The organism is Streptomyces sp. NBC_00654, assembly GCF_026341775.1.
Classification (GTDB): Bacteria; Actinomycetota; Actinomycetes; order Streptomycetales; family Streptomycetaceae; genus Streptomyces.
Window position 1 is genome coordinate 3,526,743 of record NZ_JAPEOB010000001.1, and the last position, 13,145, is coordinate 3,539,887.

At 69.9% G+C, this 13,145-nt stretch carries 9 protein-coding genes and 1 tRNA gene; 5 read left to right on the forward strand and 5 right to left on the reverse strand.

Features of this window, described 5'->3' with window-relative positions:
• The first annotated feature begins 28 nt into the window (after positions 1 to 28).
• Entirely contained in the window at positions 29 to 2,683 is a 2,655-nt protein-coding gene (locus tag OHA98_RS15105; protein ID WP_266926060.1) for an AAA family ATPase, read from the forward strand.
• A gap of 50 nt (positions 2,684 to 2,733) precedes the next feature.
• Positions 2,734 to 2,807, forward strand: a tRNA-Pro gene (locus OHA98_RS15110).
• A 267-nt stretch (positions 2,808 to 3,074) separates the two neighbouring features.
• Here the strand turns inward: OHA98_RS15110 and OHA98_RS15115 are convergent.
• Positions 3,075 to 4,412, reverse strand: coding sequence for a PLP-dependent aminotransferase family protein (locus OHA98_RS15115; RefSeq protein WP_266926061.1), 1,338 nt, complete (start codon positions 4,410 to 4,412; stop codon positions 3,075 to 3,077).
• A 104-nt stretch (positions 4,413 to 4,516) separates the two neighbouring features.
• Between OHA98_RS15115 and OHA98_RS15120 the strand changes: the two genes are divergently transcribed.
• Both OHA98_RS15120 and OHA98_RS15125 read left to right on the forward strand, forming a co-directional pair.
• Positions 4,517 to 5,140: a DJ-1/PfpI family protein gene (locus OHA98_RS15120; RefSeq protein WP_266926063.1), complete on the forward strand. Its 624-nt coding sequence runs from the start codon at positions 4,517 to 4,519 to the stop codon at positions 5,138 to 5,140.
• Positions 5,141 to 5,299: 159 nt separating this feature from the next.
• Positions 5,300 to 5,995: a hypothetical protein gene (locus OHA98_RS15125; protein WP_266926065.1), complete on the forward strand. Its 696-nt coding sequence runs from the start codon at positions 5,300 to 5,302 to the stop codon at positions 5,993 to 5,995.
• 126 nt (positions 5,996 to 6,121) lie between these two features.
• Here OHA98_RS15125 and OHA98_RS15130 read toward each other — a convergent pair whose 3' ends face one another.
• From OHA98_RS15130 to OHA98_RS15140, 3 genes are all read right to left on the reverse strand, one after another.
• Complete coding sequence (locus tag OHA98_RS15130) at positions 6,122 to 6,541, reverse strand: universal stress protein (RefSeq protein WP_266926067.1); 420 nt, start codon at positions 6,539 to 6,541, stop codon at positions 6,122 to 6,124.
• A 1-nt stretch (position 6,542) separates the two neighbouring features.
• Positions 6,543 to 8,042 carry an APC family permease gene (locus OHA98_RS15135; protein WP_266926069.1) on the reverse strand — a complete coding sequence of 500 codons (1,500 nt, stop codon included), beginning with the start codon at positions 8,040 to 8,042 and terminating at the stop codon, positions 6,543 to 6,545.
• Positions 8,043 to 8,159: 117 nt separating this feature from the next.
• Complete coding sequence (locus OHA98_RS15140) at positions 8,160 to 9,380, reverse strand: saccharopine dehydrogenase family protein (protein WP_266926071.1); 1,221 nt, start codon at positions 9,378 to 9,380, stop codon at positions 8,160 to 8,162.
• Positions 9,381 to 9,622: 242 nt separating this feature from the next.
• Between OHA98_RS15140 and OHA98_RS15145 the strand changes: the two genes are divergently transcribed.
• The gene (locus tag OHA98_RS15145) at positions 9,623 to 12,520 is read left to right on the forward strand and encodes a hypothetical protein (RefSeq protein WP_266926073.1); all 2,898 of its coding nucleotides are present in this window, start codon (positions 9,623 to 9,625) and stop codon (positions 12,518 to 12,520) included.
• Between the two features lie 125 nt (positions 12,521 to 12,645).
• Here OHA98_RS15145 and OHA98_RS15150 read toward each other — a convergent pair whose 3' ends face one another.
• Positions 12,646 to 13,050 (reverse strand): SHOCT domain-containing protein, encoded by a 405-nt coding sequence (locus OHA98_RS15150; RefSeq protein WP_266926075.1) that lies wholly within the window; start codon positions 13,048 to 13,050, stop codon positions 12,646 to 12,648.
• Between the last annotated feature and the right edge of the window lie 95 nt (positions 13,051 to 13,145).

Sequence of the window (13,145 nt, forward strand, 5' to 3'; positions counted from 1 at the left end):
GTCAGTGCCACTTTGGGGAAGGGTGGGCATGAAGCCGTCCCGGCCGTTGTACGAGCGTGAACCGGAACTCGCCGCTGCCGCAGCGGCCGTGGAAGCCCTGTGCGGCGCCCAGGCGGCCGGCGGACTGGTGGTCTTCAGCGGTGAGGCGGGCATCGGCAAGACCGCGCTGCTCTCCGAGGTCCAGTCGATGGCCGCCGACCGCTGCACCGTCTGGTCGGCCCGCGGCGGTGAGACGGTGACCTCGGTGCCGTTCCACGTCGTGCGGCAGCTGCTCCAGCCCGCGTTCGACCAGTTCGCCGCCGATGAGACCCGGGCGCTGTTCGGCGACTGGTACGAGATCACGGCACCCGCACTCGGCCTCGCCGAACCGAGCGGCCCTCAGCCCGACCCACAGGGTGTCCGCGACGGCCTCGACTTCTTCGTCTCCCGGCTGGCCTCGCGCCTCAGCCACCGGCCGCTGCTGCTCATCGTGGACGACGCACACTGGGCCGACGGCGAATCGCTCGCCTGGCTGGCCTCGTTCACCGCACGCCTCGCCGAACTCCCGCTCCTGGTCGTCCAGGCCCACCGTCCGCAGGAAATGGCCGAGCGCGACGCGAGCTATGCCGCCGACCGGGACGCCGAGCGCAACCCGGCCGGCCACGCCCCGCTGGTCCGGGTCGCCCTGCGCGCCCTCACCCCGGACGCCACCGCCGAACTGGTCCGCGCCGCCCTCGGCGAGCACGCGGACGACCCCTTCTGCCGCGAGGTGTGGGCCGTGACCGGCGGCAACCCGTACGAGGCGGTCGAGCTGGTCGCCAAGGTCCAGGACCGTGAACTGCCGCCGGTCGAGGAGTCGGCGGGCACGCTGCGGGAACTGGGCGCGTCCGCCCGCGGCAGCGGACTCGTCGCCCGGCTCGAACGGCTGGGTACGAACGCCAACCGGTTCGCGTGGGCCGCCGCGGTCCTGGGCACCGACATCTCCCAGGAACTCGCCGCCACCCTCGCCGGGATGAGTTCGGCGGAGGCCGCCGACTGCACGGCGCGGCTGCGCGACGCCCGTATCGTCAGCGGTTTCGACCCGCTGGAGTTCGTGCACCCGCTGATCGCCACCGCCGTCTACCGCTCCATCCCGCCGGCCACCCGCACCGCGATGCACGGACGGGCCGCCTGGGCCATCAACCGCGCCGGGCTCGGCGCGGCAGCGGCCTCCCGGCATCTGCTCGAAGTCCACCCGGACGACGACCAGGAACTGGTCGCCCAGCTCCGCGAAGCCGCGGGCCAGCACCTCGCCGTCGGCGCTCCCGAAGCGGCCCGGCGCTGCCTGGAGCGCGCACTGGAGGAGCCGCCCCGCCCGCACGCACGGGCTGCCCTGCTGTACGAGCTGGGCTGCGCGACGTTGCTCAGCTCACCGCCCACCACGGTGCGGCACCTGCGGACGGCCCTCGACATGCCGGGCCTGGACGACGGACTGCGGGTGGACGCCACCTTCCGGCTGGCCGCTGCCCTCGCCCACAACAACCAGCTGAGGGACGCGGCGCTCGCGCTGGCCGCCGAGGCGGCCCGTACCGCTCCGGGCCCTGGACTGATGCGGCTGCAGGCGGCGCACTTCCTCTGGGAAGGCATGCAGGCCACCGAGTCCGACGGCCCGAGCCGCTCCCAGCGGCTCGCCCGCAACGCCGATCATCTGGAGGGCCGCGACAACGCCGAACGGGCGCTGCTCACCCTCCGCGCCTTCGACGCCATGCTGCGGGGCGAGAACTCCCAGGTTGTGGTCGACCTCTGCGAACGCGCACTGGTCGACGGCAGTCCTGCGCGCGGTCTCGGCTGGACCGACTCCGAATGGGGCTTCGAGCTCCCCACGATGGTCGGCATCGCCTACGCGTTCACCGACCAGCTGGACCGGGCCGAGAGCCTGTTCGGCGAAGCGGTGCGCGCCTTCGAGATCTCCGGATGGAGCGGGGCGCACCTCGCCTTCGCCCACACCCTGCTCGGACTGGTCCACCGCCGTCGCGGCCGCCTCGCCGAGGCCGAGGGATTCCTGCGCGAGGGACTGCGTCTGGCCGACCGGGTCGGCAGCGGGCTGCCCGTCCACTGGGACGCCACCTGTCTGCTCATCGACACCCTGCTCGCCCGCGGACGCACGGCGGAGGCCCGTCTGGTCGCCGACCGCTACGACTTCGGCGCTCCCTATCCCAGTGCCATGGTGCTGCCCGACGCTCCGTGCGTGCGCGGCCGGCTGCTGCTGGTCGAAGGCCGTACGAAGGAAGCCGTCACCGAACTGGAGGCGGCTGGCGCGGCCCTGGAACCACGCGGACGGTTCAACGGGGTCTGGGCACCCTGGGCCGGCGACCTCGCCCGCGCCCTGGTCGACGACGACCCGGCACGGGGTGCCCGGATCGCCTCCCGCGCCAGGGTGCACGCCGAACGGTTCGGTACGGACACCGCGATCGGCGAAGCCCTGCGGACTGTCGCCCTCTTCGCCCCGCCGGAGGAGTCCACACGGCTGCTCGCCGAGTCCGTCCGCCACCTGGAGAAGTCCTCGTCCGCGTACGAGCACGCCCTGGCCCGGGTGGACTACGGAATCGCGATCCGCTCGCACCGGGAGCTGGCACGGGCGCAGAAACAGGCCATGACCTGTGGAGCGGAAGGGCTCGCCGCCCGCGCTCAGCAGGCACGGGCGTCGATCCGGTCCTCGGAGTGAGGTAAAGTTCCTCTTGCACAGCCACCCGGGGCAACCGGGAGGTAACGCATCGGGACGTGGCGCAGCTTGGTAGCGCACTTGACTGGGGGTCAAGGGGTCGCAGGTTCAAATCCTGTCGTCCCGACTCGAAAGAGTCGCAGATCAGGGCCGGTTTCGGAGAAATCCGAAACCGGCCCTCGATCGTTTCTGGGCACCGATTGGGGGACCGGCGCCCTTGACCGGCGTCAGCGGGGCGTCGATGACCGGGCTCGGCAGTGAGCGCGGTGCGCGGAGAGCGCCACGGTGCGCGGAGACGGCGCTCGTGCCATCCCGAAACGTGGTGGGCGGCGACCGGGTCCCGTGCAGCCCCTGCTCCTCCCGCAGTTCGCGCGGCAAGGGGCGACCTCGGTGTTCAGGCGCAGGCGTCCTCGACGGCGGCTCGTCGCACTGTGCGCAGCGTCGACCGGAGGCTGTCCAGATCGGTCGAGCCCAGAGCGAGGCGGATCGCCTGCGGTGTGTGGACCGAGGTGGTGAACGGCTCGGCCGTGGATACCGAGATGTGCTGACGGGCGAGGGTGGCGGTCAGGCGATCGGCGCGTGAGCCGTCGGGAAGGGGCAGCCAGGCGAAGTAGGACGAGGGGTGGCTGATGAGGGACAGGCCGGCCAGCTCTTGCCCGGCGAGTGCCTGGCGTGCCTTGGCGTCGTCCCGCTTCTGCGCCTCCAAGTGGTCCACCGTGCCGTCGTCGAGCCAGCGGCAGGCGATCGCGGTGGTGAGGGCCGGGGTGTTCCAGGTGGTCGCCCGAATCGCACGTTCGAGGGACGGCACCGCGGACGGCGGGGCGACGACGAAGCCGACCCGCAGGCCGGTGGCGACGCTCTTGGACAGCCCCGACACGTAGACGGTGATGTCCGGCGCGGTCGCGGCCAGAGGCGGTGGTGGATCCTCCACCAGGTAGGCGTAGGAGGCGTCCTCGATGATGAGCGGGCCGTGCCGTCGGGCGATCCTGATCAGGCGCGTGCGATCGGCCGCCGGCATGACCCGGCCCAGGGGGTTGTGCAAGGTGGGCATGGTGTAGATCGCGCGCACAGGACGGGTCGCGCACAGCTTCTCCAGGGCATCGAGATCCGGTCCGTCGGCGGTTACGGGTATGGGCTCCAGGTCGAGACGGAGGGAGTGCGCGAGCACCTTGAAACCCGGGTAGGTGAGCGCGTCGACCGCGACGACGTCGCCGGCGTCGAGCGCGGCCATGACAGTGATGGCCAGGCCGTGCTGCGCACCGTTGGTGATGAGGATCCGGTCCGCGCCTGTGGTGAGTCCCCGGCGCCTCAGGTGCCGTGCGACCGAGGCCCTGTCCTGGGGGCGTCCTCGATGGGGCTGGTAGCGCAGCAGTGAGTCGAGATCGCCGGAGGTGGCCACCTCGCGCAGGGCCTGCCGGAGGAGGGCGGCCTGTCCGGGCAGCGACGGATGGTTGAAGGTGAGGTCGACCGCGTCGGTGGCGACGGCCTGCTGGTCGATGCCGTGGCCGGCGGGGACCGCGATGTCACGCACGAATGTGCCGCGGCCCTGTTCCCGGCTCACCAGACCCATCGCTTCCAGCTCCGCGTACACCCGGGTCGCGGTCACCACGGCGATGCCCTCACGGGCGGCGAGCCCGCGGTGCGTCGGCAGCCGTACGCCCGCGGTGAGCCGCCCGCCGCGGATGTCGGCGGCGAACGCGTCGACCAGTGCTTTGTACCGAGAGGCTGACATGCACCGGATTGTACGCATGACAATTCTTTGACTGTCCTGCGCGCGGCTCCTTACGGTCAAGGTCACCCACCTACCCGCCCACCCTCCCGGAAGGACACTCCGCCGTGCATATCGCCATCCTCACCTTCGAGGGCTACAACGAACTCGACTCCCTGATCGCGCTCGGTGTGCTCAACCGCGTCAGGACCGACGACTGGCGCGTCACCATCGCCACCCCCACCCCCAGGGTGACGTCGATGAACGGGGTGGTCATCGAGCAGATGTCCACTCTTGAGGAGGCGTGCGCCGCCGACGCCGTCATCGTCGGCAGTGGCATCGCCACCCGCGAGGTCGTCGAGGACCCGGCGATCATGAACATCCTGCGCAACCTGGACCCCTCGCGCCAGCTCATCGCGGCACAGTGCTCCGGCGCGCTCGTCCTGGCCAGGCTCGGCCTGCTCAACGGCATTCCCGCCTGCACCGACCTGATCACCAAGCCCTGGGTCGTCGCCGCCGGCGTCGAGGTGCTCAACCAGCCCTTCCACGCCAAGGGCAACATCGCCACCGCCGGCGGCTGCCTGGCCTCGCACTATCTCGCCGCCTGGATCATCGCCCGCCTCAAGGACCACGACGCCGCCGAAAGCGCGCTGCACTATGTCGCCCCGGTCGGCGAGAAGGAGGAATACGTCAAGCGCGCCTGGCGCAACATCACCCCCTACCTGCCCGCTCCCGCGCCGGCGTTCCGGTGAACGCCGGCCGCTCGCGGCCGGACACCTGCCGGGCCTTGGACAGGGAGGTCGCGCCGTGACTTTCCCGGCGGGCCGATCGAGGCGGTTCCGCCATTCCCGCGAAGTCCAACTCAACGTAAAGTCAGGGAACTTGAATAGTCAGGAGAATCAGGAGCCCGCGTGGAGATCGTCGTCCTGGCTTTGTGCGCCGTGGCCGCCTACGGACTTTTCCTGAAGACCCGAACCGTGCTCCACGCCTGGCGGCTCCCCGACCTTTCCATCAGCACGGACCGGCTGGACGTCTACCAGAAACAGGCGTTCCAGGAGATCTGCCGAAGATCCCCGAGCCTCGGTACCCGAGTCCGACTGGCGCCCTACTTCGATGAGCGGCACTGGAACCGTGCCGACGCCCTGCTCGTCCTCGCGGAACCCGTCAAACACAAACTCGTACGCATCGAGGGATGGAAGTTCGGTTCCTACGCCCTTACACGCAAGGGCTGGCGCGAGTACCGGAAGCACTTCATGTGGACAGGGATCAGTGATGAATCGATGCACATAACGGCCTCGGCGGGCGGCTTCGCGGCGGTCAACGTCAACAGCCCTCACGGGGTGGCCCAGAGCAGCGGGCGTGACAGCAGCGCCGACCTGTCCGGCATCTCGTACCACCAGCTGGCCACTGCCCTCAGGGCCGACCCGGAAGGTGCCCGGCCCGAGGAGGCGGTCAGGGCACGGGAGTATGCCGAAGATCTGACGGACGCGGTCGGCGCGCAGGACGCCGACCGGGCCAACCGTGTCCTCGGTCGCGTCAACACCCTCCTCGCAACCGCGAGTTCCGCCTTCACTCTGACCAGGAACCTGCTGCCGCCCGGCAGCTGAGCCCGGTCCGCCTCGCACCGCTCGGCCTGCGGAGGCCGGTGACGGGCGAACCAGGGGCTGCCCCGAGCACCCCGGCCACGGAAATGCGTCCCCGCCCGGAATCGGGGTACTGGTGGGCTCGCGCGATCAACTGTCGCTGGTCGGCACGCAGAGCACCGGCACCGTCGACAGATGCAGCAGCTTGTGCGGGGTGGAGCCGAGCAGTGCCCCGCGCATCGGGCTGTCGCCCCAGCTGCCCACGACGATGACCCTCGCTCCGTGGCGTGCGGCTGCGTCGATCAGTGCCTGCGCCGGTCTCTTGTCGATGACCTCGACGGTGGCCTGTACGCCCGCCGCCTCGGCCGCCGTGACGGCGTGCTCAAGTCCCGTACGCCCGGCCTGGCGGATGGCCTCGTAGTGGGACCTGTACTCCTCGCCGGAGGGGCCGGGGGGCGCCGCCCCGTAGACCAGGACGAGCCGCTCACCGAAGGCGGCGGCCACCTCGACCGCGATACGCAGGGCACGTGCGGCTCCGGGTGACTCGTCGTACCCGAGGACCACCGACATCTCAGGACTCCTTGCCGTGTACGAGACCGGGATCGACGACACTCCGGCGCTCGGTCCAGAAGGCGGCCGACCGGAGCCGCCACACGGTCATGAGCACCACCCCGACGATGCTGATACAGATACCGATGACGAGCGGCGGGCCGAGCCCGAACCACGAGGTCCCGCTGTAGGAGTTCGCCGGGTCCGACATGTCCATCACCGACCGCACGAGCAGCCAGGTCAGCAGCCCGGCGCCGACCAGCGGGCCGAGACCGATGAGGACGAAGTTGCGGACGCTCTCGGTCAGATGGTGACGGTAGTAGACGACGCAGGCCACACCCGTGAGCGCGTAGTAGAAGGCGATGAGCAAGGACAGCGCCGTCAGCGAGTCGAAGAGGGCGTTCTGGCTGATCCGGTTCACGACGATGTACCAGGCGATGGCGATGCCGGCGACCCACCACGTGCTCACGTCGGGGGTCCGGAACCGCGGGTGGACGCGCGCGAAGTGCGCGGGCAGCGCGTGGCGGCGGGCCATCGACAGCGCCGTGCGCGACGCCGGGATGATGGTGGTCTGGGTCGAGGCCAGTGCGGAGGTCGCGACCGCGAGCAGCACGATCCAGTCCCAGCCGCCCATCACCTCACCGGCGAGAAGGGCGAAGATGAACTCCTCCTCCTCGGCGTTGTCGGCCAGATAGGTCGTTCCGGCGAAGGCGACGACCGCGAAGCCGACGGACAGGTAGGTCACCAGCAGGATGACGGTCGACCACACTCCGGCCCTGCCGGGAGCGCTGGCGGAGTCCTTGACCTCTTCGGTGAGATTCACTGCCGACTCCCAGCCCCAGTAGACGAAGACGCCCAGCAGCAGCCCGCTCGTGAGGGCCGAGCCGCCTGCGCCGAAGGGGTTGAGCCACTCGGCCGAGGGTTTGACCGAATCGAACGACGTCGTACCGGCGTAGACGCGGTAGAGAGCCACGATCACGAAGACCAGCAGAAAGGCGACCTGCGCCAGGATGAGAACGTTCTGCACCTTCGCCGACAGCTCCGTCCCGATGACACAGACGCCCGTCATGACGAGGATCAGGAGCACGGCGAGAAGCTGGCGCACGAACGCGTTCTCCGCCCAGCTGTCGAGGCCGATGGCCAGCAGGCCGAAACTGACGGCGACGTCCGCCAGGGACCCGATCACCAGAACCCCGGTCATCGTGATGGCCCAGCCGCCGAGCCACCCGGTCCACGGACCCATCGCCCGGGTGACCCACGAGAATGTCGTGCCGCAGTCCTGATCGACCCTGTTCAGGTAGTAGAAGGCGGAGGCGATCAGCAGCATCGGCACGAACGAGGCGAAGAGCACCCCCGGGGCGTAGATACCGACGAGCGCCACGATCGGGCCGATGACGGCCGCCACGGAGTAGGCCGGTGACGTCGCGTTCAGTCCGATGACCAGCGCGTCGACGAAGCCGATCGCGTTCGGCTTCAAGCTCGCCGGTGGTGTCGGTCGGGAAAGGCTGTCCGCCTCTGCCATGCTCCCTCGCTCCGGTCACAGGCCTGAAAGAACGAGCGAAATATACCGAGTCCATGGCATTTGGATGCTTCTGAGCGTGCCTGTCAGCCGGAAGCACCCGGATGCCATCGGGCACGGTCACTGCTCACGCATGCCCCACGGTGCGCCGTACTCCGTCAGCAGATCGAGGAACGGCCGGGGCGGCATGGCCTCGGGGCCCAGCACTCCGCTGCCGCTCCAGGTGCCGCAGGCCATGAGTTCGAGGGCGGCGACGGGGTTGATCGCGGTCTGCCAGACCACGGCCTGGGAGCCGTACTCCCGCATGGACCACTGGTTGTCCACCACGTGGTACAGGTAGACCTCTCTTGGGCTGCCGTCCTTGACGCCCTTCACCCAGGTGCCCGCGCACGTCTTCCCGCTCATCCGCTCGCCGAGTCCGGCCGGGTCGGGCAGGCAACCGGCGACGACATCGCGGGGGGACACCGCGACCGGGCCCGATCCGCTGTTCACCCGGACGGGATCCGTCCGGTCGAGGCCCAGCTTGTGGAGGGTCCGGAGCACCCCGATGAACTCGTCGCCGAGACCGTACTTGAACGTGACCCGCCGGGCCTTCAGCCATCGAGGCACCAGGAGCACTTCCTCGTGCTCGACATTGACGCACTCCACCGGCCCGATGCCCTCGGGGAAGTCGAAGACCTCCGGCTCGCTGAACGGGGCAGTGGTGAACCAGCCCCGTCCCTCCTCGTACACGACCGGCGGGTTCAGGCATTCCTCGATGGTCGTCCAGATGCTGAAGGAAGGGGCGAACCCGTAGCCCTCCACGACCAGATCGGCGCCGTCACGAATGCCGATCTCCTCGATCTCGTCGAAGAGTTCGTCCGAGGCGTACCGGGCGAACACGTCCGAAAGGCCGGGCTCAACCCCCATACCCACCAGAGCGAGGCGGCCGGCCGCCTCCCACTCGGCGGCCCGTTCGAACTGAGCGTCCCCGAGCTTGACTCCGCACTCCTCGTACGGATGGGACGGGTGCGGCTGGGACAGGGACATGGCCATGTCGAGATAGTGCGCACCGTGGGCCAGCGCCGCCTCGAACAGGGGCATGACGAAGCGGGGGTCGGTGGCGTTGAGCAGTACGTCGCAGCGGTGTTCTCCGAGGGCGGTGCGCACGGCCGCCGGGTCCGCGGCGTCCAACCGCGCGGCGGTGAACCGATGGCCCTGCTCCCCGAGAGCCTCGACCGCGGCCTCCGCCCGTCCGAAGTCGTAGTCGGCGACCGTCATGTGTGCGAAGAACGGCCGACGGGCCGCGATCCTGGTGATCGCCGTGCCCACGCCTCCCGCTCCGATCAAGAGGACCCGCATGGGTGCATCACTCCTTCTCCGTGCTGCCGCGGCAGTGGGCGCGCCCGTGCCGTCCGGTGGGGCGAGGACGGTAACAGCCGGACGGCCCGGTGGCGGGCAACCGTACGGGTGATGCCCTCGGCCCGGGGCGTCCGTGTTCCGGAGGTTCGTCCGGTCGGGTCTGCGCCCCATGAGAGTGCTAGCGTGCCGCGCACCATTAACTGGCTGACACGCAAGAGGTGTTGTGCGGGAGACTTCCTGGGATGAGTGAGCTCATGGGTGCGGAGGGCGGCGCCGAGAACGACGAGGCGGACAGCGCGGAGAGCAGCGCGGCAGACAGCGCGGAGCGCAGCGCGGAAGACGGGGCGGAGGACGCGGCGGAGCGCGCGGGGCTGGGGCGTCATCGCCGTACCTACCGCCCGCAGCGCAGAAAGGCCTCCGCGTACGCGCTGCTCCTGCTGAAGCTGGCCCCCTTCTCGGCCCTGGCCTGCCTCCTGACGATCCTCCTCGGGGCTTTCCTCGGCTGGGAGGGGTCCGTCGCGGCCGTTGTGGCCGAAGCGCTCGGCGGGCTGGCGCTGTTGGGGCCGTTCGCCGTCCGGGCGCTGTGGTACCGGCGGCACACAAAGGTGGAGTTCCGCCTCTACGAAAAGGGCCTCGTCGCGATTGCGGCCGACGCTACGGAAGCGGTCTATCCCTGGCAGTCGACCGCGGTCTTCACGAACGGTTCGCATCGCTACAAGCTGTCCAACCCCGAGGGGACGATCGTCACGCTCGGGGCGGCGGACCGTGGCCCCGTACTCGGCGGGGAGAAGATCCGGGGACTGCGCACCCGTACGGCGATCAGGGGCGCCCAGCTCCCCCAGGAGGGAGAGTGGGGGCCGGCGATCCGGCAGGGTGTCCGGGACGCACAGCTGGCCCCGACCATCGAAACGGTTCTGGGCGGCGGTGAAGTCTCTTTCGGGGAACTGGTGTTGAGTCAGGACGGGCTGACCGTCCGGCGCAGGCGCGGCCGGGACGACTCCACTGCCTGGGAGGACGTCGACTCGCTCTCCCTCACGGCGGAGGGCGGCCTCCTGGTCGCCTCTCGTGGCAGCGATTTCCCGACTTATTTCGCATGGCCCGGGTACCGGATACCCAATCTGGAGATCTTCCTCGACATCGCCCGTCAGCTGCGCGCAAGCAGGCCGCGGGCGGCACGCGCTCCGACCGTGCCGACCCCGACCGTGCCGACCCCGACCGTGCCGTCTCCGACCGTGCCGTCTCCGACCGTGCCGACCCCGGACGTGCCGTCTCCGACCGTGCCGACGCCGGACGCACCGACTCCGACCGGACCCGCGCCGGCCGCCCGCGATGACGAGGAGTCCCCGGACGACGTGCCGGAACTCCTGGGCCTGTACGTCACCTTCGGGGTCGGCGCCTGGGCGGCCTGGCGCCTCGGCACCCGGCAGGGGATCGACGGACTGGGGTCCGCACTCCTCGCCGCCGTCAGGGTGGTCCTCGGCGGATTCTTCGGGGCGGTCTTCGGCCTGGGCCTCGCGGCAGCCGTCATGATCGTGCCGAACGTCGTGGGTCTGCTGCTCGTCGAACCCCTGATCCGCTGGATCCGGCACCGCCGGTACGTCGCCGCGGTCGCCCTCGCCCTCTTCGCGGTCGTCCCGCCGGTGGCACTGCTCCTCTTCCTGTTCCGCGCCACCCCCTCCCATCTGGTCCCCCTGGTGGCGCTCCTCTTCTTCGGCGGCTGGACGTTGCTGCTCCTGGTGAAGCGGTGCGCCGGGTCCGAACGCCTGGTCGTGCGTCACCTTCCGGACCTCCCCGGCGTGTTCCTGGTCGTCCTCGCCGTCGAGCAGCTCGTTTCCGGTGACGTACTGACCCTCACGCCGGCCGCCGGCCTCTTCTTCCCGCTCGCCATCTGGCTCTCCTGGCGCGGCTGGCGCAAGCTGAAGGAGTCGACTCGGCCGACGGTGCAGGCGGTGGCCGACATCGTCCTGTCCGTGGAACTCGGCCTGGTACTGACCGTGCTCATGGTGTGGCTGGCCAACGTACTGTCGTTCACCCCGCCCCAAGTCACCGTTGTGCGCGGCGTGGTGGAAAAGATCCAAGAACTCACCGAGGTGGACTGGCTGTACTGGCTGGCGGCCTACACGGCGCTGGCCGTCGGCAGTTACGCCGTACTACGCTGGCCGGACCGTGTCGCGCGGGTCGGACAGCGGCTGCGCCCGGCGCGCTTCGGCGAGTCCCGGCTGCCGCTGGGTATGACCGCCAACTTCGCACGGCGGTCCCTCTCGGGGATCAATGTCGGCATCATGGTCGCGCTGCTGTTCCTCGTCGCTCTGGCTCCGGTGTCCGAGGGCGCGTGGAAGCGGCCGGTGACCGAGAGGTACGCGGTCGAGGTCCAGCGCCGGCAGTACGCCGAGGGCGCCGCGGCCGCGTACAAGGAGATCCACCAGCAGGTCGTGGCACATCCCCGGGCCGCCGCCCGCCTGAGAGCCGTGATTCTCGCCGTGCACCGGGCCGCTCCTTCGCCACCCGGAGAGCCCGTGAACCGGACGGCGCTGGACATAGCCAGGCAGGTCGGCCGTTTCCAGGCCGACGCACTCGCTCTCGACGACCCGGAACCACAGCCCGCCCGGAGCCCGGAGGCCGACGACCTCGACGGCCGGCTCGATCAGCTCGACGAGAGCCAACAGCGCACCGCGGAGCGGGAGGAACAGGCCGACCGGTTCGCCGAGATGGCCTCCCTCGCGATCACCCGCTCCTTCGACGCCCTCGACCTGGGCGACAACCAGGCCGTACAGCTCCTCAAGGAGTACCTGGGCGGACTGGTGGAGGACGGCCCCGTGAAGAAGATCTTCCACCAGTACGGCGAAGGAATCGGCCGGCCCCCGCCCGACGGCGGCCGGCTCGTGCGCATCGACGTCCGCCGCCTGACGGCGGTGGCCTACGACCGCACCCGGGCGGCAGTCGAACGCGCCGACGCCGGCCTGCTCGTCTTCTACGGCCGGTTCGGCATCGGCATCCCCGCCGAGGACACGTCGTTGACGCCCGCGATCGACCTGGCGAACCAGCACCGGTATCTGCGCCAGGGCACAGGCCCCTGCACCGGCTGCGTCAACTCCACGACCAGCGGTTCCCGTACGGGCGGAGGCGGTGGCCGCCGCTGAGCCGAGGCAGTACGCCTCCGCTGAGCCGAGGCAGTAACGCCCCAAGGCCGTACCGGGAAATCTCCGGTACGGCCTTGGGGCGTTGTCGGCGGGGTGTGCCCGGGTATCCCGGGCGGTATCGCGCATCAGGCGAGAAGCTTGGCCTTGGCCTTCTCGTACTCCTCCTGGCTGATGTGGCCCTTGTCCTTCAGCTCGGCGAGTCTGGCGAGGTCGTTCACATGGCTGCTGCCGCCGGCCCCGTCCTCCGTGGCCGCCGCCTGTCTCACGTACTGACGGAACGCCGCCTCCGACTCCTTGATCTGCTTGGTATCCCGTTCGCCCATGCTCCGGCCCCGGACGATGAGGTAGACGAAAACGCCGATGTAGGGCAGCAGGATCACGAGGATCAGCCAGCCCGCCTTCGCCCAGCCGTTCAGCGAATGGTCCCTGAAGAGGTCCGTCACCACCTTGAACAGCAGGAAGAACCACAACACCCAGAGGAACAGGAACAGCATCGTCAGGAAGAGGTTCAGAAGCGGGTAGTCATCCATGGGTGCCTACTCCAATCACGCGTATGGTGATTTATTCATACATCTGCCCTCTTCGGGGCGCATCCGCAGGCGTCCGGATGGGGCACCGGTGCGGT